General features: G+C 71.4%; 23 protein-coding genes and 1 tRNA gene. 4 read left to right on the top strand and 20 right to left on the bottom strand.

Annotation, left to right across the window (positions count from 1 at the left end; translation table 11 throughout):
• Positions 1 to 79 precede the first annotated feature (79 nt).
• The 14 genes from glyA to ACFWBN_RS06795 form a co-directional block, all read right to left on the bottom strand.
• Positions 80 to 1,309, bottom strand: coding sequence for a serine hydroxymethyltransferase (glyA, locus tag ACFWBN_RS06860; protein WP_385171676.1), 1,230 nt, complete (start codon positions 1,307 to 1,309; stop codon positions 80 to 82).
• Positions 1,310 to 1,552: 243 nt separating this feature from the next.
• The gene (locus tag ACFWBN_RS06855) at positions 1,553 to 2,182 is read right to left on the bottom strand and encodes a protein-tyrosine-phosphatase (protein ID WP_385171673.1); all 630 of its coding nucleotides are present in this window, start codon (positions 2,180 to 2,182) and stop codon (positions 1,553 to 1,555) included.
• On the bottom strand, positions 2,179 to 2,826 hold the full coding sequence (locus ACFWBN_RS06850) for an L-threonylcarbamoyladenylate synthase (RefSeq protein ID WP_385171670.1): 648 nt from the start codon (positions 2,824 to 2,826) through the stop codon (positions 2,179 to 2,181). The genes ACFWBN_RS06855 and ACFWBN_RS06850 overlap by 4 nt, the downstream gene beginning before the upstream one ends.
• 49 nt (positions 2,827 to 2,875) lie before the next feature.
• A complete protein-coding gene (gene prmC, locus ACFWBN_RS06845; protein ID WP_030708130.1) occupies positions 2,876 to 3,721 on the bottom strand; it encodes a peptide chain release factor N(5)-glutamine methyltransferase in 846 nt (281 codons plus the stop codon).
• A gap of 54 nt (positions 3,722 to 3,775) precedes the next feature.
• Positions 3,776 to 4,855 (bottom strand): peptide chain release factor 1, encoded by a 1,080-nt coding sequence (gene prfA / locus ACFWBN_RS06840; RefSeq protein ID WP_385171666.1) that lies wholly within the window; start codon positions 4,853 to 4,855, stop codon positions 3,776 to 3,778.
• A 126-nt stretch (positions 4,856 to 4,981) separates the two neighbouring features.
• Positions 4,982 to 5,200, bottom strand: coding sequence for a 50S ribosomal protein L31 (rpmE, locus tag ACFWBN_RS06835; protein WP_385171663.1), 219 nt, complete (start codon positions 5,198 to 5,200; stop codon positions 4,982 to 4,984).
• Between the two features lie 171 nt (positions 5,201 to 5,371).
• On the bottom strand, positions 5,372 to 6,472 hold the full coding sequence (locus ACFWBN_RS06830) for an LCP family protein (protein WP_385171660.1): 1,101 nt from the start codon (positions 6,470 to 6,472) through the stop codon (positions 5,372 to 5,374).
• A 289-nt stretch (positions 6,473 to 6,761) separates the two neighbouring features.
• Positions 6,762 to 8,867 (bottom strand): transcription termination factor Rho, encoded by a 2,106-nt coding sequence (rho, locus tag ACFWBN_RS06825; protein WP_385171657.1) that lies wholly within the window; start codon positions 8,865 to 8,867, stop codon positions 6,762 to 6,764.
• Between the two features lie 418 nt (positions 8,868 to 9,285).
• Entirely contained in the window at positions 9,286 to 10,212 is a 927-nt protein-coding gene (thrB, locus tag ACFWBN_RS06820; protein WP_385171654.1) for a homoserine kinase, read from the bottom strand.
• 325 nt (positions 10,213 to 10,537) lie between these two features.
• Positions 10,538 to 11,608: a threonine synthase gene (gene thrC, locus ACFWBN_RS06815; protein WP_385171651.1), complete on the bottom strand. Its 1,071-nt coding sequence runs from the start codon at positions 11,606 to 11,608 to the stop codon at positions 10,538 to 10,540.
• A 6-nt stretch (positions 11,609 to 11,614) separates the two neighbouring features.
• Positions 11,615 to 12,904, bottom strand: coding sequence for a homoserine dehydrogenase (locus ACFWBN_RS06810; protein ID WP_385171884.1), 1,290 nt, complete (start codon positions 12,902 to 12,904; stop codon positions 11,615 to 11,617).
• 159 nt (positions 12,905 to 13,063) lie between these two features.
• A complete protein-coding gene (gene lysA, locus ACFWBN_RS06805) occupies positions 13,064 to 14,455 on the bottom strand; it encodes a diaminopimelate decarboxylase (RefSeq protein WP_385171647.1) in 1,392 nt (463 codons plus the stop codon).
• A gap of 19 nt (positions 14,456 to 14,474) precedes the next feature.
• The gene (gene nrtL, locus ACFWBN_RS06800; protein WP_385171644.1) at positions 14,475 to 15,434 is read right to left on the bottom strand and encodes an ArgS-related anticodon-binding protein NrtL; all 960 of its coding nucleotides are present in this window, start codon (positions 15,432 to 15,434) and stop codon (positions 14,475 to 14,477) included.
• 92 nt (positions 15,435 to 15,526) lie between these two features.
• Positions 15,527 to 16,006: a PleD family two-component system response regulator gene (locus ACFWBN_RS06795; RefSeq protein WP_385171882.1), complete on the bottom strand. Its 480-nt coding sequence runs from the start codon at positions 16,004 to 16,006 to the stop codon at positions 15,527 to 15,529.
• Positions 16,007 to 16,106: 100 nt separating this feature from the next.
• On the opposite strand from ACFWBN_RS06795, the gene ACFWBN_RS06790 reads away from it, so the two are divergent.
• A tRNA-Arg gene (locus ACFWBN_RS06790) sits at positions 16,107 to 16,178 on the top strand.
• A 351-nt stretch (positions 16,179 to 16,529) separates the two neighbouring features.
• Here ACFWBN_RS06790 and ACFWBN_RS06785 read toward each other — a convergent pair.
• Together ACFWBN_RS06785 and ACFWBN_RS06780 are read right to left on the bottom strand one after the other, a co-directional pair.
• Positions 16,530 to 17,225, bottom strand: coding sequence for a hypothetical protein (locus ACFWBN_RS06785; RefSeq protein WP_385171642.1), 696 nt, complete (start codon positions 17,223 to 17,225; stop codon positions 16,530 to 16,532).
• Positions 17,226 to 17,440: 215 nt separating this feature from the next.
• A complete protein-coding gene (locus tag ACFWBN_RS06780) occupies positions 17,441 to 17,722 on the bottom strand; it encodes a hypothetical protein (protein ID WP_385171640.1) in 282 nt (93 codons plus the stop codon).
• Positions 17,723 to 18,209: 487 nt separating this feature from the next.
• Between ACFWBN_RS06780 and ACFWBN_RS06775 the strand changes: the two genes are divergently transcribed.
• Complete coding sequence (locus ACFWBN_RS06775; protein ID WP_385171637.1) at positions 18,210 to 19,193, top strand: XdhC family protein; 984 nt, start codon at positions 18,210 to 18,212, stop codon at positions 19,191 to 19,193.
• 31 nt (positions 19,194 to 19,224) lie between these two features.
• On the opposite strand, the gene ACFWBN_RS06770 is transcribed toward ACFWBN_RS06775, so the two are convergent.
• Positions 19,225 to 19,554 (bottom strand): plasmid stabilization protein, encoded by a 330-nt coding sequence (locus tag ACFWBN_RS06770; protein WP_385171633.1) that lies wholly within the window; start codon positions 19,552 to 19,554, stop codon positions 19,225 to 19,227.
• 118 nt (positions 19,555 to 19,672) lie between these two features.
• Here ACFWBN_RS06770 and ACFWBN_RS06765 point away from each other — a divergent pair, with 118 nt between their 5' ends.
• On the top strand, positions 19,673 to 20,068 hold the full coding sequence (locus ACFWBN_RS06765) for a DUF6479 family protein (RefSeq protein WP_385171630.1): 396 nt from the start codon (positions 19,673 to 19,675) through the stop codon (positions 20,066 to 20,068).
• Positions 20,069 to 20,116: 48 nt separating this feature from the next.
• On the opposite strand, the gene ACFWBN_RS06760 is transcribed toward ACFWBN_RS06765, so the two are convergent.
• Together ACFWBN_RS06760 and ligD are read right to left on the bottom strand one after the other, a co-directional pair.
• Positions 20,117 to 20,998 carry an ATP-dependent DNA ligase gene (locus ACFWBN_RS06760; protein WP_385171879.1) on the bottom strand — a complete coding sequence of 294 codons (882 nt, stop codon included), beginning with the start codon at positions 20,996 to 20,998 and terminating at the stop codon, positions 20,117 to 20,119.
• Positions 20,998 to 21,894 carry a non-homologous end-joining DNA ligase gene (gene ligD / locus ACFWBN_RS06755; RefSeq protein WP_385171627.1) on the bottom strand — a complete coding sequence of 299 codons (897 nt, stop codon included), beginning with the start codon at positions 21,892 to 21,894 and terminating at the stop codon, positions 20,998 to 21,000. Before ligD ends, ACFWBN_RS06760 begins: the two co-directional genes overlap by 1 nt.
• Positions 21,895 to 21,925: 31 nt before the next feature.
• On the opposite strand from ligD, the gene ACFWBN_RS06750 reads away from it, so the two are divergent.
• Entirely contained in the window at positions 21,926 to 23,005 is a 1,080-nt protein-coding gene (locus tag ACFWBN_RS06750) for a Ku protein (protein ID WP_385171624.1), read from the top strand.
• 176 nt (positions 23,006 to 23,181) lie between these two features.
• Here ACFWBN_RS06750 and ACFWBN_RS06745 read toward each other — a convergent pair whose 3' ends face one another.
• Entirely contained in the window at positions 23,182 to 23,985 is an 804-nt protein-coding gene (locus ACFWBN_RS06745; RefSeq protein ID WP_385171619.1) for a nuclease-related domain-containing protein, read from the bottom strand.
• Positions 23,986 to 24,041: the final 56 nt, after the last annotated feature.

Raw genomic sequence — 24,041 nt, 5'->3', positions numbered from 1 at the left:
CACACATTAGCTGCGATGTCCCCTCCACCGAGGACGCGAGGGGCCCGATCCCGGTTCCAGTACGCCCCTCTTGTCCCGCTTACTCCCCGTAAGGGGGAAATCCCTGCGTCAGCTCGTTGACCTCCCTGCGTGTCTTCGCGGCGTCCCCGTGCAGTGCGGCGGCGAACAGCCCGGCGATCCGGCGCATCTCCGCCTCCCCCATCCCCTGGGTGGTCACGGCCGCGGTGCCGAGGCGGATGCCGCGCTGGTCCCCGTACGGGAGGGCGCAGGTGTCGAGGACGATCCCCGCCGCGGCGAGCCGGCCGCGGGCGGTCGGGCCGTCGACGCCGAGCGGTGCCGGGTCGGCGGTGATCAGATGCGTGTCGGTCCCGCCGGTGGTGATGGTGAAGCCGTACCCCTCCAGCGCCTCGGCGAGCACCCGGGCATGGGCGACGACCCGGTGGGCGTAGGTGGTGAAGGCGGGCCCCGCCGCCTCCCCGAAGGCCACGGCCTTGGCGGCGATGGTGTGCATCTGGGCGCCGCCCTGGGTGAAGGGGAACACCGCCCGGTCGATGCGCTCGGCGAACTCGTCGCCGCACAGGACCATCCCGCCGCGCGGCCCGCGGAGCACCTTGTGGGTGGTCGCGCAGACGACGTCGGCGTACGGGACGGGACTGGGCGCGGCCCCGCCCGCCACGAGCCCGATCGGGTGCGCGGCGTCGGCGATGAGATAGGCCCCCACCTCGTCGGCGATCTCCCGGAAGGCCGAGTACTCGGGGTGCCGGGGATAGGAGATGGACCCGCAGACGATCGCCTTGGGGCGGTGCGCGCGGGCCAGCTCCTGCACCTGGTGGTAGTCGATGAGACCCGTCTCGGCGTCGACCCCGTACCCGACGAAGTCGAACCAGCGGCCGGAGAAGTTGGCGGGCGAGCCGTGCGTGAGGTGGCCGCCGTACGGGAGCCCCATCGCCAGCACGGTGTCCCCGGGCCGCAGCAGCGCCGCGTAGGCCGCCAGCACGGCGGAGGACCCGGAGTGCGGCTGCACATTGGCGTGCTCGGCTCCGAACAGCGCCTTGGCCCGCTCGACGGCGACCCGCTCGGCCACGTCCACGTACTCGCAGCCGCCGTGGTAGCGGGAGCCGGGGTATCCCTCGGCGTACTTGTTGGAGAGCGTCGACCCGAGTGCGGCGCGCACGGCGGGCGAGGTGAAGTTCTCGGCGGCGATCAGCTGCAGCGTGGTCGCCTGCCGCTGCCGCTCCCCTTCGAGGACGTCGGCCATCTGCGGGTCCTGCTGGCGCAGGGCATCCGTGGCCTGGGTGATGAGGCTCATGGCACGACTCCAGGGGGTACCGGGTACCAGCCACTGTAGGCCGCCCCCGCCGATCCCGCCTGTGGGCTCCGCCGGAGCGCTGGATTCGCTCCTGCCGTCCGCCTGGCGCGGCTGGATTGCCCAGAGGGCAATTTCAGCCTCGCCGGCGTTTGAGGCGCGGGTCCGGGCAGGGCCCGGTTTCGGGAAGGGGCGGGGTGGGGGAAAGGCTCCGCGCAGCGGCCCCCGGCACCCGCACGGCAAGGGTCAGCGGGAAGCGGTGACGCCCGTCAGGGCCGTGACCACCGGGTCCAGCGCCTGGTTGATCTCGTCGCCGATCGAGCGGAAGAAGGTGATCGGCGCCCCGTACGGGTCGTACACCTCGTCCGCGTCGGGGGAAGGTGCCAGCAACCAGCCCCGCAGGGCAGCCGCGGCCCGGACAAGGGCCCGCGCCCGCTCCGCCATGCCGTCGTCCAACGGCGGCAGCGTGGCCGGGTCTATGGCCCGCACCAGCCGCGTGAACTCCTTCAGCGTGAAGGTCCGCAGCCCCGCCGAGTGGCCCATCGAGATGACCTGCGCCCGGTGGTCCCGGGTGGCGGTCAGCACCAGGTCCGCCCGGATGACGTGCTCGTCCAGCAGCTCCCGCCCGGTGAAACCGGAGGCGTCGGCCCCGAAGTCCGCCAGCACGGCGGCCGCGTTCGCCTCCATCGGGGCGCCCTCGTGCCCCCACGTACCGGCGCTCTCCACGATGAGGTCACCGCTGACGAAGCCGCCGAGGCGGTGCGAGAGGGCGTGCCGCGTCAGCCGCTCGGTGATGGGCGAGCGGCACACGTTGCCGGTGCTGACGTGGAGTATGCGGAAAGAGTCCCTCGCTATGCCACGCCCCTCAGGGCTCACGGGGCGACCTCGAGGTCGGGTACGACCTCCCGCAGCTGGTCCGCGGTGAGCGCGCCCTCGCGCAGCAGGACGGGAACCTTCCCGGTGACGTCGACGATCGACGACGGCTGGATGCCGGGCGTCGGCCCGCCGTCCAGGTACACGGACACGGAGTCCCCGAGCATCTCGCGCGCCGCGTCGCAGTCCTCCGGCGCCGGCTGCCCCGACAGGTTGGCCGAGGACACGGCCATCGGGCCGACCTCGGTCAGCAGCTCGATCGCGACGGGGTGCAGGGGCATCCGTACGGCCACGGTGCCGCCGGTGTCGCCGAGGTCCCACGCCAGCGAGGGCTGGTGCTTGGCGACGAGCGTCAGCGCACCCGGCCAGAAGGCGTCGACGAGCTCCCACGCCTGCTCGGAGAAGTCCGTGACCAGGCCGTGCAGGGTGTTCGGGGAGCCGATGAGCACCGGGGTGGGCATGCCGCGGCCCCGACCCTTGGCGGCGAGCAGGTCGTGGACGGCCTCCGGGCTGAAGGCGTCCGCGCCGATCCCGTACAGGGTGTCGGTGGGCAGCACGACGAGCTCGCCGCGGCGCACGGCGGATGCGGCTTCACGCAGACCCGTCTTGCGGTCCGTCGCGTCGTTGCAGTCGTATCGCCGGGCCATCAGCGGGCCTCCTCGTGCAGCAGGGTGGTGGCAGGAACGGTCGCGCCGGTCACGGCAGCGCCTTGCGGGCGGTCGCGAAGCGCGGGCGGTTGTTGAGGTCCGGGTGGTCGGCCGCGTCGGCCCAGCCCCGCTCCTCGGCGAAGATCCAGGGGACCTGGCCGCCCTGGGTGTCGGCGTGCTCGATGACGACGATGCCGCCGGGCCTGAGCAGCCGGTGGGCGGTGCGCTCGATGCCGCGGATGGTGTCGAGGCCGTCCTCGCCGGAGAAGAGCGCCATCTCCGGATCGTGGTCCCGGGCCTCGGGGGCCACGTACTCCCACTCGGTGAGCGGGATGTACGGCGGGTTGGAGATGACCAGGTCGACCTGTCCGTCGAGCTCCGGCAGGGCGCTGAGCGCGTCGCCCTGGTGCACGCTGACCCGGGAGCCCTCGGCGTTCTTGCGGGTCCACCGCAGGGCGTCCTCGGACAGCTCGACGGCGTGCACGCGCGAGCGCGGCACCTCCTGCGCCATGGCCAGCGCGATCGCGCCGGAGCCGGTGCACAGGTCGACGATCATCGGCTCGACCACGTCCATCGCCCGGACGGCGTGTATGGCCCAGTCCACGACCGACTCGGTCTCGGGCCGGGGCACGAAGACCCCGGGCCCGACCTGGAGCTCCAGGTACCGGAAGAAGGCGCGGCCGGTGATGTGCTGGAGCGGCTCGCGCGCCTCGCGGCGGGCGACGGCCTCCCAGTAGCGGGCGTCGAAGTCCGCGTCCTTGACGTGGTGCAGTTCCCCCCGCTTGACGCCGTGCACGAAGGCCGCGAGCTCCTCCGCGTCGAAGCGCGGTGAGGGCACGCCGGCGGCGGCCAGCCGCTGGGTGGCCTGGGCCACCTCGGCAAGCAGCAAGTTCACGCTGGTCCTCCGGGCTGCTGTCGTACGGGGGGTGGTACGGGGATCGTTGCGGCTCTACTTCGCGGCGGCGAGCTTGGCCGCGGAGTCGGTGTCGACACAGGCCTGGATGACCGAGTCGAGGTCGCCGTCGAGCACCTGGTCCAAGTTGTACGCCTTGAATCCGGTGCGGTGGTCCGAGATCCGGTTTTCCGGGAAGTTGTACGTACGGATCTTCTCGGAGCGGTCCACGGAGCGCACCTGGCTGCGGCGCACGTCGGAGGCCTCCTGCTCGGCGGCCTCCTGGGCTGCTGCCAGCAGACGCGAGCGCAGGATGCGCATGGCCTGCTCCTTGTTCTGGAGCTGGCTCTTCTCGTTCTGGCAGGAGGCGACCACACCGGTCGGCAGGTGCGTGATGCGCACGGCCGAGTCGGTGGTGTTGACGGACTGGCCGCCGGGGCCCGACGAGCGGTACACGTCGATGCGGAGGTCGTTCATGTTGATCTCGACCTCGACCTCCTCGGCCTCCGGGGTGACGAGCACGCCGGCGGCGGAGGTGTGGATGCGGCCCTGGGACTCGGTGGCCGGAACCCGCTGGACGCGGTGCACGCCGCCCTCGTACTTCAGGCGGGCCCACACGCCCTGGCCGGGCTCGGTGGCGCCGTTGCCGCCCTTGGTGCGGACGGAGACCTGGACGTCCTTGTAGCCGCCGAGCTCGGACTCGGTGGCGTCGATGATCTCGGTCTTCCAGCCCACGCGCTCGGCGTAGCGCAGGTACATGCGCAGCAGGTCGCCGGCGAACAGCGCCGACTCGTCGCCGCCCGCGCCCGCCTTGACCTCGAGGAGCACGTCCTTGTCGTCACTGGGGTCGCGCGGGACCAGCAGCAGGCGGAGCTTCTCGGTGAGCTCCTCGCGCTGCGCCGTCAGCTCCTTGACCTCGGCCGCGAAGTCGGGGTCGTCGGCCGCGAACTCCTTGGCCGTCTCGATGTCCTCGGCCGCCTGCTTCCACGCACGGAAGGTCGCGACGATCGGCGTCAGCTCCGCGTAGCGCTTGTTCAGCTTGCGCGCGTTGGCCTGATCCGAGTGGACCGAAGGGTCGGCGAGCCTCTTCTCAAGATCGGCGTGCTCGCCGATCAGTTCCTCGACCGCCTCGAACATCGGGGGCTCCTGTGGTGAAAGTACGAAACAACGGCATGGGGTGACGGGGCTGGACGACGACAAAGGCGCCGGTCCGGCCACCCCCGTATGGACAGGGAGCGGCCGGTGACCGGCGCCTGGGTCGCGCTACTTCTTGGCCGCACCCTTGCCGAAGCGAGCCTCGAAGCGGGCCACGCGGCCACCGGTGTCGAGGATCTTCTGCTTGCCCGTGTAGAACGGGTGGCACTCGGAGCAGACCTCGGCACGGATGGTGCCGTTGGTCAGCGTGGAGCGGGTGGTGAACGACGCGCCACAGGTGCAGCTGACCTGGGTCTCGACGTACTCGGGGTGGATCTCGCTCTTCAAGGTGTCTCCTAGATTCGGGAGGGCGCCGGGTCGCAGGAGCCGAATTGCGCGCTGCGTGAACCGGGGCCGACAGACCAGTCTGCCAGGACCGGGCTGCCTGTCAAAATTCTGAGGACGCCTCCCTCAACGGAGGAGGGCCCGCGTCTATTCCGCACCCGGCTCCGGTCGCCCCTACTGGACGATCCCGCCGACCGTGCCCTTGTCGCCCATCGAGTTCTCTGTGGCCTCGGCGGGTACGGGCTGGTCGGCCAGCAGGGCGTCCCAGACCAGCTTGGACTGCTTGGTCAGCGGAGCCACGCGGTCGGAGTCGAGCGGATCCGCGGTCACCGGCAGCGTGATCATCTGCAGGTTGTGGGCGTCGATGCCCTGGAGGCTCTGGGCGAAGCCCATGAGGGACTTCACATCGCCGAGCGCCTTGTCGGTGGTGATCGCCTTGGTGCCGGTGTCGGCGAGGTCGAGCAGCTTCTTGGGGTTGTCGAACAGGCCGATGGTCTTGACCTGCTTGATCAGCGCCTTGATGAAGGCCTGCTGGAGCTGTATTCGGCCCAGGTCGCTGCCGTCGCCGACGCTCTTGCGGGTACGGACGAGGCCGAGGGCCTGCTCTCCGTTGAGCTTGTTGGGGCCGGCCGCCAGGTCGAGGTGGCTGGCGCCGTCCTTGATGGGCTTGGTGGTGGTCACCTCGACCCCGCCGAGGGTGTCGATGATCTTCTTGAAGCCCGTGAAGTCGACCTCGATGTAGTGGTCCATGCGGATCCCCGAGATCTTCTCGACGGTCTTGACCGCGCAGGCCGCCCCGCCGATGGTGTACGCCTCGTTGAACTGCTTGCGCGTCCCGCCGGGGTCGGTCTTCCCCTTGCCCGTGGTGCAGGCGGGGCGGACGGTCATGGTGTCGCGCGGGATCGATATGACGCTGGCCTTCTGGTGGCCCTCGTACAGGTGGACGATCATCGCGGTGTCGGAGCGCGCGGAGCCGCCGTCGTCCTTGCCGTACTCGCCGTTGGCGCCGCCGCGGGAGTCGGAGCCGAGGACGAGGATGTCCATCGAGCCGTTGTCCACGTTCTGCGGGCGGTCGGTGCCGAGCGCCTGGTCGATGTCGACGGTCTTCAGGTTGCCGTTGAGCTTGAAGTAGAAGTAGCCGAGGCCCGCCCCGCCGAGCAGGACCACGCCTGCGGCGCTCCACGCGGCTATGGCGAGGGCTCTGCGGCGCGCCGGCGGTTTCCGTCGGCGCCGGCCCGCGGCGCGTCGGCCGCGGCCGTTGCTTTCCTCGCTCATGCTCTCCTCAGTCCTGCTGGGTCCGTTCCCGGTTCTCTGCATGCTCTGCGTCCTCTGACACAGACGGGGGAACGCGCTCCAGGGTTCCACGGCCGGCGCACCCCTCCGACCTGGGCGAACGCGTCCGCCTCCCGGAGGAGCGCCGAGCAGTACCGCGTCCACCTGCGGTTTTGCCGCGGGACTCCGTACGGCGGGCAAAGGTTCGTCCGGCGCCGCCGTGTGCGCAAACGCACAGCCGCCCCCGCCGCGGGTGCGGCGGGGGCGGCTGTGGTGATGCCGGGGACTACCGTCAGTCGTCGTTCTTGCCCGACGGGGTCGTCTTCGCGATCTGCATCAGGAACTCGGCGTTCGACTTCGTCTGCTTCATCTTGTCGAGAAGCAGCTCGATCGCCTGCTGCGAGTCGAGCGCGTGCAGCACCCGGCGCAGCTTCCAGACGATGGCGAGCTCCTCCGCGTTGAGGAGGATCTCCTCCTTGCGGGTGCCCGACGGGTCGACGTCGACGGCCGGGAAGATGCGCTTGTCGGCGAGCTTCCGGTCGAGCTTGAGCTCCATGTTGCCGGTGCCCTTGAACTCCTCGAAGATCACCTCGTCCATGCGCGAGCCGGTGTCGACCAGCGCGGTGGCCAGGATGGTCAGCGAGCCGCCGTCCTCGATGTTGCGCGCGGCACCGAAGAAGCGCTTCGGCGGGTACAGCGCGGTCGAGTCGACACCACCGGACAGGATGCGGCCGGAGGCGGGCGCCGCGAGGTTGTACGCGCGGCCCAGACGGGTGATGGAGTCCAGCAGGACGACCACGTCGTGACCCAGCTCGACGAGGCGCTTGGCGCGCTCGATGGCCAGCTCGGCGACGGTGGTGTGGTCCTCGGCCGGGCGGTCGAAGGTCGAGGAGATGACCTCGCCCTTGACCGACCGCTGCATGTCGGTGACCTCTTCCGGACGCTCGTCGACCAGGACGACCATCAGGTGGCACTCGGGGTTGTTCGTGGTGATCGCGTTGGCGATCGCCTGCATGATCATGGTCTTGCCGGTCTTCGGCGGGGCCACGATCAGGCCGCGCTGGCCCTTACCGATCGGCGACACGAGGTCGATGATGCGGGTGGTCAGCACGCCCGGGTCGGTCTCCAGGCGGAGCCGGTCCTGCGGGTAGAGCGGGGTCAGCTTCTGGAACTCCGGTCGGCCGCGGCCGGATTCGGGCGCCATGCCGTTCACCGAGTCCAGTCGCACAAGGGCGTTGAACTTCTCGCGGCGCTCGCCGTCCTTGGGCTGGCGCACGGCACCGGTGGTGTGGTCGCCCTTGCGCAGACCCGCCTTGCGGACCTGGGCGAGGGAGACGTACACGTCGTTGGGGCCGGGCAGGTAGCCCGAGGTCCGGATGAACGCGTAGTTGTCGAGGATGTCGAGGATGCCCGCGACGGGGATCAGGACGTCGTCGTCGGCGACCTGCGGCTCGTTCGGCGCGAACTCGTCGCGGCCACGACGGCCACGGCGGTCGCGGTAACGGCCGCGACGGCCACGGCGGCCGCCCTCGTCGTCGAAGTCGTCCTGCGGGCCGTTGTCCTGGCGGTCCTGACGACCCTGCTGGCCCTGCTGCTGGCGGTCCTGACGGCCGCCCTGCTGCGGACGGTCCTGGCGGTCCTGACGACCGCCGCCCTGGCCAGCCTGGCCGCCGGCCTGAGCGCCCTGGCCCTGACCCTGGCCGCCCTGGCCCTGGTCGTCGGCCTTGGCACCGCGGTCACGGCGGTCGCGCTGGCGCTCCCCGCGCTCCGCGCGGTCGCCGCGCTCGGCACGGTCACGGCGGTCGCGACGGCCGCGGCCCTCGCCGTCCTGCGCCGGTGCGGAGACGGCCGTGGCCGCTTCCGCCTTGGCGTCGGCCTGCGGGGCGGCGGTGACGGTCTCGGTCTTCTCCTCGACCTGCACGGCGGCGGGGGCCGAGGACTCCGGGCTGCCGGAGGGGGCGGTGGCCCGACGGCGGCGGCGCTCGCCGACCGGGGCGTCCTCGCTGGCCGGCTGCCCGGGGATCTCGATCTGCGCCGGAGCGGCGGCGGGCTTCTCGGCGGGCGCCTCGACGGCGGCCTCGCCCGTACGGGCCTTGCTGGTGGCGCGGCGCTTCGGCTTGGCCTCGGCGGTGTCGGCGGCGCCCGCGGCGGAGGACGCGGCCTTGGGGGCGCTGCCGCCACCCGCCTGCGTCTCCTTGATGACCTCGATCAGCTGGCTCTTGCGCATCCGCGCGGTGCCCCTGATGCCGAGGCCCGACGCGACCTGCTGCAGCTCGGCCAGGACCATGCCGTCGAGGCCGGTGCCGGTGCGGCGGCGCTTGGGTGCGGCGCCCGCGGCGGGGGCACTGGCGTCGACAGAGGTGTCGGCAGCGCCCATCAGATCGGTGGTGTCGCTCACGAAGGGTCCTTCCCTGGAGCGGACGTCGGCCTGTCTGGCTCGGCGACCGGTTGTGCTGTCCGACAACAGTCCTACGTGTGCGAACTGTGCCGGGGCGGTGGTCCGCCGATAGAGATACGGCGGAGAGAAACGTGCATGGGTGGTTCCGGCGAGAAGCCCCCGAGCTGGAAGCGTGGGAATGTCACGCCGATTCCGGAGCGTGCTCGAAACTGCTGGAAGTGATCAAAGCAGTCGGGGAGGCTCCCGGAAGAAAGGTGGTCCCGAATGGGGACACTGAGCACCGAGCCATGGCGGCTTCGGATACGCACTTGAGGTTAACACTACCGGATCCAACAGACATTCCCCCTCTCAATCACCGGCAATCGCGCCCTTCCGCGCGGGCGGCCTGCCCTGGCCGCCCGCTCTGACCAGCCCCGGCTCAGCCGCCCTGGGTGCCCAGCGGAAGTACGCTCGCGCCCGCGGCGTCGAGTGCGAGCCGGTTTGCCGCCCACCCCTCGCCCGCGAGCTGCGCGACCTTGTCGGCCGCGCCGTTGTCGACCAGCGCCAGGACCGTGGGGCCCGCGCCGGAGATGACCGCGGGGATGCCGTCCGCCCGCAGTCGGTTGACGAGTGCCACGCTCTCGGGCATCGCCGGGGACCGGTACTCCTGGTGGAGCCGGTCTTCGGTGGCCGGCAGCAGGAGCTCGGGACGCCTGGTCAGGGCTTCCACGAGCAGGCCCGCGCGGCCCGCGTTGACGGCCGCGTCCACGTGCGGGACGGTGCGCGGCAGCAGGCCGCGCGCGGTCTCCGTCAGGACCGGCTTGGAGGGGACGAAGACCACCGGAACGATGGAATCGGCGGGCTCCATCCGGATCGCCTTGGCGCTGCCGCCGTCCATCCACGCCAGGGTGAAGCCGCCGAGCAGACAGGCGGCGACGTTGTCGGGGTGTCCCTCGATCTCGGTGGCGAGCTCGAGGAGCGCCGTGTCGTCGAGCTTGGCCTCTCCGCCTATGGTCACGGCGCGGGCGGCGACGATGCCGGCGCAGATGGCGGCGGAGGAGGAGCCGAGGCCGCGGCCGTGCGGGATGCGGTTGGCGCAGACGACCTCGAGGCCGCGCGGCTGTCCGCCCAGCAGGTCGAAGGCGGTGCGCATGGAGCGTACGAGCAGGTGGCTCTCGTCCCGCGGGAGGGTGTCGGCACCCTCACCCGCGATGTCGATGTTCAGGCCGGAGTCGGCCACCCGGACGACGACGTCGTCGTAGAGCCCCAGGGCCAGGCCGAAGGCATCGAAGCCCGGGCCGAGGTTGGCACTGCTGGCGGGGACGCGCACCCGTACGGCGGCGGCGCGGAACGCTGGACCGGCCATCGTCCGATGACACTCCTTGTTACTGTGCGAGATCTTCGCTCTTCGCTGGCTCGCTGCGAATGTACTGGAGAACGTACGACACCCGAAGGCCCTCGGGGCAGCACCGCGGTCATATGCACGGTGGCGGATGTAAGTACAGCGTATCGAAGGAAGGTTCTCTCGCGACATAGGGCGCACAGGAGGCGCACGATGCGTGTCGCGGGTGCCGCGGGCTTCGGCCGCACTTTTGTCTTCGTACGGGGTGAGTTGCCGGGTTCCGGAGGGTCTCCGGAGGGCCCGCGGAGGGTCTGGTGAGCCCTCCGGAACCCGGCTCTCGGGTGGTGCGTCAGACCAGGCCGAGGCGGATGGCCGCGGCTTCGGCGTCCACCGGAACGGTGACCGGCTGCGGAGCGCCGGCGATCGCCCAGTCGGGGTCCTTCAGGCCGTTGCCGGTGACGGTGCACACGATCGTCTGGCCGGGGTCGACCAGGCCCAGCTCGGCGGCCTTGAGCAGGCCGGCCACGGAAGCGGCCGAGGCGGGCTCGACGAAGACGCCCTCCTGCGCGGCCAACAGCCGGTAGGCGGCGAGGATCTGGCGGTCCGTCACCTCGTCGATGAAGCCGCCCGACTCGTCGCGCGCCTGCAGGGCGTAGTCCCAGGAGGCCGGGTTGCCGATCCGGATCGCGGTGGCGATGGTGTGCGGCTCCTTGACGACCTCGCCGCGCACGATGGGCGCGGAACCGGAGGCCTGGAAACCCCACACGCGGGGCGTACGGGAGGCCAGGCCGTCGGCCTTGTACTCCTTGAAGCCCTTCCAGTACGCGGTGATGTTGCCGGCGTTGCCGACGGGCAGCACGTGGATGTCGGGGGCGTCGCCGAGCGCGTCGACGATCTCGAACGCGGCCGTCTTCTGACCCTCGATGCGGACCGGGTTGACCGAATTGACCAGCGCGACCGGGTAGTTGTCGGACAGCGCGCGGGCCAGGTTCAGGCAGTCGTCGAAGTTGCCGTCCACCTGGAGGATCTTGGCGCCGTGCACGAGGGCCTGGCCCATCTTGCCGAGCGCGATCTTGCCGCGGGGCACGAGGACGGCGGAGACCATCCCGGCGCGCACCGCGTACGCGGCGGCGGAGGCCGAGGTGTTGCCGGTGGAGGCGCAGATGACGGCCTTCGCGCCCTCCTCCTTGGCCTTGGAGATGGCCATGGTCATGCCGCGGTCCTTGAAGGACCCGGTGGGGTTCGCTCCCTCGACCTTGAGGTGCACCTCGCAGCCGGTGCGCTCGGAGAGCACCTGCGCGGGGACGAGGGGCGTACCGCCCTCACGGAGTGTGACCACGGGAGTCGTGTCCGTGACCGGCAGGCGGTCCCGGTACTCCTCGATGATGCCGCGCCACTGGTGGGTGCGATTGCTGCTCATGGGTCCTTACTCCCCTTCAACACGCATGATGCTGGCGACACCGCGGACGGTGTCCAGCTTCCGCAGTGCCTCGACGGTCCCGGAGAGGGCGGCGTCGGGCGCGCGGTGAGTGACGACGACGAGGGAGGCCTCGCCGTCCTTGCCCTGCTGGCGGACGGTGTCGATGGAGACCCCGTGCTCCGCGAAGGTGGTCGCGACCTGGGCGAGGACGCCCGGCTTGTCGGCCACATCGAGACTGATGTGGTACCGCGTCACGACCTCGCCCATCGGGCTGACCGGCAGCTGGGTGTACGCCGACTCGCCCGGCCCCGTTGCCTCGGCGAGCTTGTTGCGGCAGACGGCGACGAGGTCGCCGAGAACCGCGGACGCGGTCGGCGAACCGCCCGCGCCGGGCCCGTAGAACATGAGCCGGCCTGCGGCCTCCGCCTCGACGAAGACCGCGTTGTACGCCTCGCGGACGGAGGCGAGCGGGTGGCTCAGCGGGATCATCGCGGGGTGCACGCGGGCGGTGACGGACTCGCCGTCGGCGGCGCGCTCCAGGATCGCCAGGAGCTTGATGGTGCAGCCCATCCGCTTGGCGGAGGCGAAGTCGGACGCGCTGACCTCGGTCATGCCCTCGCGGTAGACGTCGTCGAGGCGGACCCGGGTGTGGAAGGCGATGCCGGCCAGGATCGCGGCCTTGGCGGCGGCGTCGTAGCCCTCGACATCGGCGGTGGGGTCGGCCTCGGCGTACCCGAGGGCGGTGGCCTCGTCGAGCGCCTCCTGGTAGCCGGCGCCGGTGGAGTCCATCTTGTCGAGGATGAAGTTCGTCGTGCCGTTGACGATGCCCATGACGCGGTTGATCTTGTCGCCCGCGAGGGACTCGCGCATCGGGCGGACCAGCGGGATGGCGCCGGCGACGGCGGCCTCGTAGTACAGGTCCAGCCCGTGCGTCTCGGCGGCGGCGTGCAGCGCGGCGCCGTCCTGCGCGAGCAGCGCCTTGTTCGCGGAGACGACGGAGATGCCGTTCTCGAAGGCGGTGGTGATGAGGGTGCGGGCGGGCTCGATGCCGCCGATCACCTCGATGGCCACGTCGATGTCGCCGCGTTTGAGGAGGGCGGTCGCGTCGGTGGTGACGAGCGCGGGGTCGATGCCCTCGCGCACCTTGGAGGGCCGGCGTACGGCCACACCGGCGAGCTCGACGGGGGCGCCGATCCTCTGGGCGAGGTCGTCGGCGTGCGTCGTCATGATGCGCGCCACCTCTGAGCCGACCACTCCACAGCCCAGCAGCGCCACCTTCAGCGGACGCGTACGCATCATTCGACCTACGCCTTTCGTCTTCCTTCGGTACCCCGCACGCGGTTTGTGTGCGGGGTGAGAACCAGTCTCACTCAATGGACATCAGTTTCCACCCTCGGTCCATTGAGTGAGACACCTATTTTGGGGGTCTGGGGGCTTCTCCCAGAAATATGCGGATCATCCGAGGTCGAGACGCAGGAGATCTTCCTCCGTCTCGCGTCGGACGATCACACGGGCCTGACCGTCACGCACGGCGACGACGGGCGGACGCAGCGCGTGGTTGTAGTTGCTGGCCATGGAGCGGCAGTAGGCGCCGGTGGCCGGGACGGCGAGGAGGTCGCCGGGGGCGAGGTCGGCGGGCAGGAAGGCGTCCTTCACGACGATGTCGCCGCTCTCGCAGTGCTTGCCGACGACGCGGACGAGCATGGGCTCGGCGGTGGAGGTGCGGGAGACGAGGGTGACGGAGTACTCGGCGTCGTAGAGGGCGGTCCGGATGTTGTCGGACATCCCGCCGTCGACGCTCACGTACGTCCGCAGGCCCTCCAGCGGCTTGATCGTCCCGACCTCGTAGAGGGTGAAGGCGGTGGGCCCGACGATGGCACGGCCGGGCTCGACGGAGATCCGGGGCGCGCGCAGGCCCGCGCTCTCGCACTCCCGCGCGACGATCTCGGTGAGCGCCTTGGCGATCTCGTGCGGCTCGCGGGGGTCGTCGTCGGAGGTGTAGGCGATCCCGAGCCCACCGCCGAGGTCGATCTCGGGAAGCTCGACGCCGTGCTCGTCGCGCACGGCGGCGAGCAGCCGCACGACGCGCTTGGCGGAGACCTCGAAGCCGGCCATGTCGAAGATCTGCGAGCCGATGTGCGAGTGGACGCCGAGCAGCTCGAGCGAGTCGTGCCCGAGCGCGCGCCGCACGGCTTCGGCGGCGGACCCGTCGGCCACGGCGATCCCGAACTTCTGGTCCTCGTGCGCGGTGGCGATGAATTCGTGCGTGTGCGCTTCGACGCCCACCGTCACACGGATCTGGACGGGCTGGCGCACGCCCAGCTCACGGGCGATGTGCGCGACGCGGGCGATCTCCTGGAAGGAATCCAGCACGATCCGCCCCACGCCGGCCCCGATGGCCCGGCGGATCTCCTGCTCGGACTTGTTGTTCCCGTGGAAGGCGATGCGCGAGGCGGGCATCTCGGCGGCGAGCGCGGTGGTCAGCTCCCCACCGGAGCACACGTCGAGATTGAGCCCCTCCTCCTTGAGCCACTTCACGACGGCCTTGGAGAGGAACGCCTTCCCGGCGTAGAAGACATCCGCCTCCTTGCCGAAGGCGTGCGCCCAGGCCCGGCACCGGGCCCGGAAGTCCTCTTCGTCGAGGAAGTAGGCAGGGGTCCCGAACTCCTCGGCGAGCTTCGTGACTTCGATGCCGCCCACCACGACCACACCGTCGGCGTTGCGCTCGACGGTCCGGGCCCAGACCTTCTCGTCGAGGGCGTTGAGGTCGGCCGGGGGCGGGGAGTAGTGCCCCTCGGGCAGGACGTCGGCGTGACGGGGCCCGGCGGGGTGCGCGGAGCGGCTCATCGGTATCTCTCTTCACTGTTCACAGGCGTTCAGGTGCGTCTATGCCGAGGAGGGCCAGGCCGCCGGCCAGCACCGTCCCGGCGGCTTCGGCAAGAGCCAGCCGGGCGCGGTGGGCGGCCGAGGGTTTCTCGTCCCCCTTGGGCAGGACGCGGTACTGGAAGTCGAGCAGCGCGTCCGCCGGCTCGACGAGGTGCCGGACGAGCCGCTCGGGCGCGCGGTGGTGCGCGGCGGCCTCGAGTACGAGGGGGTGGTCGGCGAGGGCGCGGATCAGCTGCGGGGCGTCGGACACGTCCCCGGCCTCCGGGCCGAACCCCAGATCGGCGGCGTTGCGCGACAACGCCCGGCTCCGGGCGTGGGCGTACCGGACGCGGAAGAACTCACTGCTCTCCCCCTGCACGAGCAGCTCGTCGGAAAACACGGGGGTCTCGCGCGCGGGAACGGACAGCATGGCCCACAGCGCGGCATCCGCCCCGTACCGCGCCACGACATCCCCGTCGCGCCGCGCGACGGGCGCGATCTTGAGCGGCTGCGGCGACCCGCCGGTTCCCCGTGCCCCCTGACTGGCCTCGATCCGGCGGACGGCCTCCCGCACGGCCCGCTCCCGCGGCCCGACCGTGGGCACCCAACAGAACGGCTCCACTTCCACGGCACCGCGCTGAAGTACGTCCTCCACCACCTCGGCGGCGGAGCGGGGTGCCAGGACGAAGTTCAGGAAGCCGGCTCCGGTGATCTCGACGTTCTCGATCCCGGGCTCGCCGCCGAGCCGGTCCGCGAGCACCCGGGCGACATCCCGCGGGGCGCGTCGGGCCGCCTTCGCCACGTGGAAGGCGACGGGGGTGGCGTACTCCCCCACTCCCCCGGGCCGGGTCCGCTCGACGACGACCCGCTCGGGCACGGCCGCCTCCGCCGGCAGCTCCCCGTCCTCGACGGCGCAGCGCACGGCGCGTACGACGCAACGGGAGAGGTCGGCGGGGGTCACGGGACCAGCCTAGGGGAGACGCCCTCGCATCACGCGAAGGGTTTCGCCATGTGAACAGAGGAGAGGAGCCGCCCACCCGAAGAGGAGGGAACTCACCCCCTCCCCCTGCCGGCGGGAGCCCCTTTCCTCCCATCGCGCCGGTCCTTGCGCTCGACCAGCCGCCGCACGACCCGTACCAGCTCGGTGGGCTCGAAGGGCTTGGCGACGAAGGCGTCCACCCCGGCCGCGATCCCGGCCTCCACCTCGTGCTGCGTACAGGCACTCACGATCGCAACGGGCACGTCCCGGGTCCGAGGATCGGCCCGCAACTGCGCGGCGGCCCCGAACCCGTCCAGCCGGGGCATGACCACATCGAGGGTGATCACATCAGGACACACGCGATGCACGACATCCAGGCACTCGGCACCATCGTTCGCGGTCACGACCTCGAAGCCCTCCAGCTCGAGATTGACCTTGATCAGCTGCCGGATGACCTTGTTGTCGTCGACAACAAGCACCCGGCCCGAGACGCCTGGCACAACTCGAGAGTAGGTCGAGCCAAGCCCCCGCGTCCGGGTTTTTGCCACTTCCACCCCCTCCGAGCGACCCACCTCCCCCTCCCCCACAAACCGGTTCCTGATCACCCCGCGGAAGCTGGTAGTGTTCAACCCGTCGCCGCACAGCGAACGACACGCCCCCGTAGCTCAGGGGATAGAGCAACGGCCTCCGGAGCCGTGTGCGCAGGTTCGAATCCTGCCGGGGGCACTTCTGCCGGACCAGCACGATCACGCTGCTGACCTGCACGAGTGCCAAGCATGAAGACCTGGACCCAGTCCCACTGAGTCCAGGTCTTTGTCGTTTCTACGCGCTGATCCCGATAGACCTGCGATCGACATCAACCCGGCTCCGACCGCCGCGCAGCACGAGCGCCAGCCCGATGAGTCCCTTTGCCAGGACCCTCAAAGTACGTCTCCCGACCGCTCGTTCAACTGCTCGGGACAGCTCTGGCTCGCTGGAGGGAGTCCCGGCCCGATGTCCGGGCGACGGGCTGGTCCGGTCGGGGCGGCGTGAAGCGCCGTGGTCAGACTGGTGGCTTCTCGACGGTCACCACCCCTGTCACGTTCGACCGGGCCGAGCCGACCGCGAAGAACCAGTTGGGGTCCGCCCCTGGGAGAAGGAGTAGTCCTCGCTCCGTGTCTCGACGGGCATGACGACCGGGCGGCCACCGTTCTTCTCATATTCCGCCAACGCCTCCTCCCGCCACGTGACCTCGTTGTTCTGGAGGAGCACCTGGTCCACGTGAGCCCGGAAGCCCTTGTTGTCGGAGAGCATCTTGTCGACCGGGAGCTCCATGGGGGTGCCGGTGTTATCCAGGTAGTGCTTCATGTGGCGGGAGGCGTCGTTCAGGTCTCCCCCGTCAGCGCCGACGACGAGCAGCTGCATCTTCGTCCTGGTGCTCCAGTCGCTCCAGCCGGGATCTTCTGCTCCGTGCTTGCCGGACCCCCGGTCGGGTGCCACCTGCTTGACCGACGGGTTGAACAGTCCGGCGGCGAGCAGGTCGTCCTTGTGGGCGGTCCACAGCTGCGCCCGGGCGTCGGGGCTGAGCGACTGCCAGAGCCTTCGCAGCTCGGCCTGCTGGGCCTGTTTGACGTCCTCACTCAGGGCGGCCAGTTTCATGGCCCGCGGCAGCTGGTCCTGGTCGAGCGAGGTGTACTCGGCGTGCCCGGCGTTGTACGGGTCGGCGCCGTGCGAAGCGCGCGGGGCCCGGGTGACGGCGGCGTCCACCTCGGCCGCGTGTGCTCTTGGCCTCACGCTGGAGGTCGTCCACCTCCTTCGCGGCACTGCGGACGAATTCCCGGGTGACGGTGGCGTTGCCCCCCTCCCACCGCGCTGCCTCCGACTTCTTCACCAGGCCGTCGCGCACGGTGTCGTGCGGCTTCGCGAGTTCCTCCGCGGCCGTCTTCCGCTCCGTGACGGCTCGTTCGGCTTGCCCAGGTCGAGCGTGATGAGGTCGGTCCAGGTGAGGGTCACTTCACGTACCTCTGTATCTCGGAGACCGACATCGCGGAACCGTCGCGGTGGCGCAGGCTTGCCGCGATGACCTCGTCGTTGTTGGAGCATTCGGCCGCGGCACGGGCGGTCGCCCCGGTGCCGGCGATGTCCGTCTTGCCGCGCAGGTGGCCGTGGACGATGAACGCCTCATGCCCGACGGCGCCCAAGTCGTCCTGCGTGACGACCAAGTCGTACGAGGAGCCGCCTGACACCGTCACCGTCCGCTTGGCATCCGCCCATTCCTCGTCGAACGCCACCGGGCCCCTCCGTAGCTGCACGACACAGGAAGAATCGCCCTAACAAGCAGTACATCAGCGGGCGTTCAGTACGGCGCCCTAGTGATCGAGTTGGCCAACGAGGCGAACGGGATCGTTGTCACCAATGACAACTTCGCCCCGTTCCAGTCAGCCAACCCATGGTTGCGGGCGGACGGCCGCGTGCTCGGTGCCACGATGTCCGGCGGCATGTGGGTATTCAATCCTCGGGTGCCTCCTGCATCAGGTGGTGTGCGGCACCCTCGGTAACTCCTCTGGGTTCGGCACCCGCACGGCTCGGCGCCCTGAGCGGCTTCCAGGCCCGAGGTGGAACCGATCCGGTGGTCTGTACGAGGGAGGTGGGGTTGGGTCTGTGGGTTTGGGGGGTGGGTGGGGGGTGGGGGCGTGCGTAGGGTGGTTGTGAGGCCGCATAGTGCCGTTGACCTGGCGCTTTGCGGGGAGTGAGCTCGCAGAGGATGGGGCGGCGAAGATGCGTGAGCTGGTGGAGACGGCGCGGCAGTGGGTGGCCGAGGGGCGGGCGGGGTATTTGGCCCGGCCCGTGACCGAGCAGGGGTTCGGGCCTCGGGATCCGGCCGGGGCCGTGCTCGTCGATGCGCGGGGGGAGTGCGTCGGGGCGCTGTACAACGGGGTTTTCGACCCCCAGCTCGTTGCGGAGGCGGGGGCCATGGCGCCCGGGGACACCGCTCGGGTGTGTCAGGTGTCCGTCGGGGCGGGTGAGGCCGTCGAGGCCCGGTTGACCTGTGGCGGGCAGGCGGAGGTGCTGGTCCAGCCGCTGGCGGCGATTCCCGCCGAGTGGTGGGAGCTGCTCGGGGAAGGGGCCGGGGTGGCGCTCGTTACTCGGCTGAACGACGCCGCCGACCGGGCCGTCAGTGAGGTCGTACGGGCCACCGAGCCCGCCCGCGACGATGCCGGGCGGCGGGCCGGCGAGCTGCTGGGCACCCGCCGGCCCGGGCGGGACGCGCTGTACGGGGAGTCCGGGCTGGTGCTCGTCGAGGCGTATCCGTCGGCCCCCTACGTCGTGATCGGCGGGGGCGGCGAGCTCGCGGAGATCATCGGGCGGCAGGCCGTCCTGCTGGGCTGGGGCGCGCAGACCGTGGAGGCCGCGGCGGACGCCCTGAAGGTGCTCACGGACCACCGCGACGCGGCCTGCCTGGTGCTGCTCAGCCACGATCCGGAGTTTGATGTTCCGACGCTGCGGGGTGCGCTGGACCTCGGGATCCCGTACGTCGGGGCGCTCGGGTCGCGGCGCACCACCGCGCGGCGTCGCGAGGGGCTCGCCGCCGCCGGGGTGAGCGAGGCCCAACTGGCCCTGGTACACGGGCCGATCGGGCTCGACCTCGGTGCGCGGACCCCGGCGGAGACGGCGTTGGCCATCTGCGCCGAGATCCTGGGCGTGCTCGGCGGCCGCGAGACCCGGGCGCTGCGCGACTCGGACGTGCCGCTGCGGGGGTAGGCCCCCGGGTCGGTCGTCGGTCAGCTACCGGTCAGCTGCTGCCCAGGGCTCGTTTGAGTTGGGCCTTGTTCATGTCCGAGCGGCCGTGGACGTTGCGGCGCCGGGCCTCCGCGTAGAGCTGGTCGTACGTGGGGCCCTGCGCGCCGGAGTGGGAGTGCAGGCCGCCGCGGCGGGACGAGGACATGTCCTCCAGGGACTCCTTGCTCGCGGTCTTGGACTCGCCCGCGCGGGCGCGCTCCTTGTTGACCGTCCGGGCGGCGATCTCCTTGGCCCGTTTCTCGGATTCGCCGCGCTGCTCGGCGCTCTCCTTGATGTGCTCGTACTGGCGTTCTCGTTTGGGGGAAGATCCGCGGGGCGTCATGGCCGCCGGCCTCCTTGCCTGTGCGAGTGTCGCGTGCCCTTGGCGCGTACCCCGGTCGGGGCAAGGTATCCCGGCCTGAAGTGCGCATATCACACCGAAGTGCGGGAAAATGGTGTGTATGGACATGATCCTGAGCGTGGACGCGGTCCTCTCCGACATCGCGTGGTTCTTCGTCGTCGGACTGATCGTCGTCGCAATGCTGCTCGGCGGCTTCAAGCTGGGCCAGCGGGTCAGGGCCAAGGAGCCCCCGCCCCCCACCGCCGAGAGCCAGCCCCACCTGCCGAACGGAGGCGCGGTCCACGAGGTCCGCGAGGAACGGGACGCGGTGGAGATCCCCGAGGGCGGCCTGCGGCCGCACGAGATGCAGGGCTACGGAAACTTCGGGTCCACCACCTCCAGCCATCCGGACGAGGTCCGCAAGGAGCGCGAGTCCGGGTACAAGCCCGTGGAGGGGCCGGGTCCGCACGTACAGCCCGGGGCTCCCCCGGACGCCGGGCGCGGCGCCCACGCCTGAGTCCACCCGATCCCCCTACCCGCCTCTGACCTGCGCCTCCCGCGCAGGTCAGAGCTCTGTCCGCAGTCGGAGCACCTCTGGCGGCGGATGCCGGGCCGAGGTGTGCCGGACCTCCGCCGTGAGCGGCGGGTCCAGGGATCGGAAGGGGACCTCGCCAAGTCCGATCGCGGTGACCGTGGCCGTGGCCACGGTCACCGCCCGGGAGGACGCGACCTCCGCCACCTCCGCGCGCAGCGCCGCCGTCAGCGGGCTCGACACCAGCGGCGTCTCGTCCCCGACCGGCAGGACGAGGACCAGGGCCAGCGGGCGGCGCGGGGTGCCGGTGTAGCCGACCACCGCCGCGTCGCGCACGTCCGTGTGCCGCAGCTTCTGCCAGCCGCGCCGCCCGGCCGGGTAGGTCTGGTCCAGCCGCTTGACGACCAGCCCCTCGATGCCGCTGGCGGGCAGGGTCTCGTACCAGGTGGCGGCCAGCTCCGGGTCCGTCGTCATCGGTACCGGCTGGAGGGGCGGGCCCAGCGGGAGGAGGAGGTCGACCAGGAGCGCCCGGCGGCGCTCGTACGGGCGCCCGCGCAGGTCGAGCCCGGCCAGTTCCAGCACGTCGAAGGCGGCGTACGAGGCCGGCAGGCTCTGCGCCAGTACGGCGGCCCGCGCGGCCGTGGCCGCCGCCCGCCGCTGCACGAGGGCGAAGTCCGTACGGCCCTCGTGCCAGACCACCACCTCGCCGTCGAGTACCGTCCCGGCCGGCAACTGCCGTGCCGCCGCCGCCAGATCGGGGAACGCGCTGGTCACGATCCGGCCGGAGCGGGCCTGGAGCGCCACCTCGGTCTCGGAGCGCAGCACGACCAGCCGGTGCCCGTCGAACTTCGGCTCGTACGCCAGCCCCGCCCCCCGCGGGAGGGTGCGTATGGCAGTGGCCAGCGCTACGCGGATCACGACCGCCCCCCGGGGAGTCTCCCGGCCCGGTCGGGGTCGCTCAGCGGGCCGAAGAGGTCTCCGTCGCGGGCCAGCCGCGGCGCGATGTCATCGGCGAGGAAGACCAGGTCGGCGGGGTTGCGGCAGCCCTCGACCTCCGCCCAGGACACCGGCGCGGACACGGTCGGGCGGGCCCGCGCGCGCAGCGTGTAGGGGGCGGCGGTGGTCTTGGCGGCGGCGTTCTGGCTGTGGTCGACGAAGACCTTGCCGGGGCGCAGGGCCTTGGCCATACGGTGCACGACCAGGTCGGGGAGCTCGCGCTCGGCCTCCTGGGCGAGCTGCTTCGCGTACGCCGACACGTGCTCGGAGGGGGTCGGCTCGAGCGGTACGGCCAGGTGCATGCCCTTGGAGCCGGAGGTCTTGGCGTAGGCGTGCAGGCCGTCGGCGGCGAGCCGGTCGCGCAGCCAGAGCGCGGCGGCGCAGCACTCGACGACGGTGGCGGGCGGGCCGGGGTCGAGGTCGATGACCATCCGGTCGGCGACGGCCGGGCTGCCGGCGGGCCACTGGGGGGTGTGGAACTCCACGACGAGGTTGGCGGCCCACATGAGGGAGGGCATGTCCGCGACGACCACCTGCTCGGCGGAGAGGTCCTCGGAGCGGGGCACGGGGGTGGTCTTCACCCAGGCGGGCGTGCCGGGCGGCGGGTTCTTGGTGAAGAAGAGCTGCCCGTCGGGGCCGTCGGGATAGCGCAGGAAGGACACCGGCCGATTGTGGATGTGGGCGAGGAGCGGCTCCGCGACGGTGGCGTAGTAGTGCAGCACCTCGCCCTTGGTGAAGCCGGTCTCCGGGTACAGGACCTTGTCGAGATTGCTGAGCGCGATGCGACGGCCATCCACCATTGTGATCGGCGTCATACGATGAGACTGCCACGAATCAGGAGGAACCGTGCGATCCATTTGGAACGGGGCGATCTCCTTCGGCTTGGTCAGCATTCCGATCAAGCTCGTGAACGCCACCGAGAGCCACTCGATCTCCTTCCGCCAGATCCACCTCGCCGACGGCGGGCGGGTCCGCTACCGCAAGGTGTGCGAGCTGGACGGCGAGGAGGTGTCGACCGCCGAGATCGGCAAGGGGTACGAGGAGGCCGACGGGTCGATCATCCCGATCACGGACGAGGACCTGGCGCAGCTGCCGATCGCGACCGCGAAGACGATCGAGATCGTTTCGTTCGTACCGGCCGAGGAGATCGATCCGCTGCAGATGGACGCGGCCTACTATCTGGCGTCGAACGGGGCTACGGCGGCGAAGCCGTACACGCTGCTACGGGAGGCGCTGAAGCGGAGCCGGAAGGTGGCGATCGCGAAGTACGCGCTGCGCGGGCGGGAACGGCTGGGCATGCTGCGGGTCGTCGACGACGTGATCGCGATGCACGGGCTGTTGTGGCCGGACGAGATCCGGGCGCCGGAGGGGGTGGCGCCGGAGGAGTCGGTGTCGGTGCGTGATGCCGAACTGGACCTGGCCGATGCGCTGATGGCCACGCTGGGGGAGGTGGAGATGGCCTCGCTGCACGACGACTACCGGGAGGCCGTGGAGGCGATGCTCGCGGCGAAGGCGGGTGGGGCGTTCGAGCCGGCGGAGGCGGTGGTGGAGCCGGCGGGTGGGCAGGTGATCGACCTGATGGCGGCGCTGGAGAAGAGCGTGCGGGCTGCGAAGGCTTCGCGGGGGGAGGGGGGTTCGGGTGCCGAGTCCGGGGCGGAGGCGGAGGTGACGCCGATTCGGCGGAAGGCGGCGGCGGCCGCGCCGAAGGCGGTGGGCGGGAAGAAGTCGACGGCGGCGTCGGCGAAGAAGACGGCTTCGGCCGCGACGAAGAAGAAGACGGCTACGGCGGCCTCGAAGTCGACCAAGTCCGCGGCGAAGAAGTCCGCGTCGGCGGCTGGGGCCGCGAAGTCCGCTTCGGCGGCGACCTCGAAGAAGTCGGCTTCGGCGAAGAAGGCTGCTCCGGCGCGGAAGCGGACGTCCGCCTGACGGGGGTGGGGGTGGCCGGCCGGGCGAGCCGGGGGCGCCGGTTCGGGTGGCTCGGCCCCTCCCCCCGCGCCTCAACCGCCGGCGGGGCTGGGGGTGGCCGGCGGGGCTGGGGGGGTGGTCGGCGGGGCTGGATGTGCCCGGCGGGGGCTGCGTGGGTGCAGGGCCGGAGGGGTGGGCTAGCGGCGGCGGAGCCAGGTTCGTAGGTCTCTGGCCGTTGTGAACAGGGCTTCGACGTCCGGCGGTTTGAGGGTGGTCGGGGATCCGGTGAGGTCTCGGGCGGCCGTCAGGGGCTGGAGGATGCGGATGTCGCGGAGCGTGGGGGCGACCTCCAGGCGGGAGGGTTCGACCAGGGCCAGGGCCGGGGTGACGGGTGCGGTCAGGGCCGCGGTGGCGCGGGCCGCCGCGCGGCGGGTCCAGCGGGGGTCCGGGCGGGGTTCGGCGCGGCCGACCGTGAGCAGGAGGTCGCCGACCACGGCGCGTTGGCGGCGGCCCGGGACCGTACGCACGCAGAAGATCCCGGCGGGGCCGATGAGGAGGTGGTCGATGCGGCCCGCCCCGGGGAGCGGGACGCAGTGCAGGATCCGCCAGCCGTCGGCTTCCAGGGCGTCGAAGGCGTCACCCATGCGCTGCTGGGCCGCCAGGTCCTGGCGGAGCCGGTGGCGGGCCCGGGTGCCTGCGGGGCCGTGTTCCAGTTCGCCCAGCAGGGTCTCGCCCGGGCGGTTCGGCGCCAGGTCCGCGTCTGGGGGCATGGCGAGGCCGAGCAGGTCGGCCGCGGTGGGGACGGGCGGCGGTCCGATGGCGACCGTTCCGCTCAGGTACGGGCGCAGCACCGTCAGGATCGCCTCGCGGTGATCGTCCGCGAGGACGCTGATCCGGTTCGCCTGCCGGTCGTACCACGCCACCGCCTGCCCGTCGGGCAGGTTGACATACAGCCGGCCCCGGCCGGGCCGGCCGCTCGGCAGCACCTTGAGTCCCCGCATGGCCCTCACCCCCGCCGTCCATGGGAGCAGCCCCGGCGCCGCACGGCAATCCCCCG

Origin of the sequence: Streptomyces sp. NPDC059989 (assembly GCF_042736975.1) — a bacterium.
In the GTDB taxonomy this organism is placed as follows: Bacteria; Actinomycetota; Actinomycetes; order Streptomycetales; family Streptomycetaceae; genus Streptomyces.
This window is presented reverse-complemented; position numbering and strand designations above follow the sequence as displayed.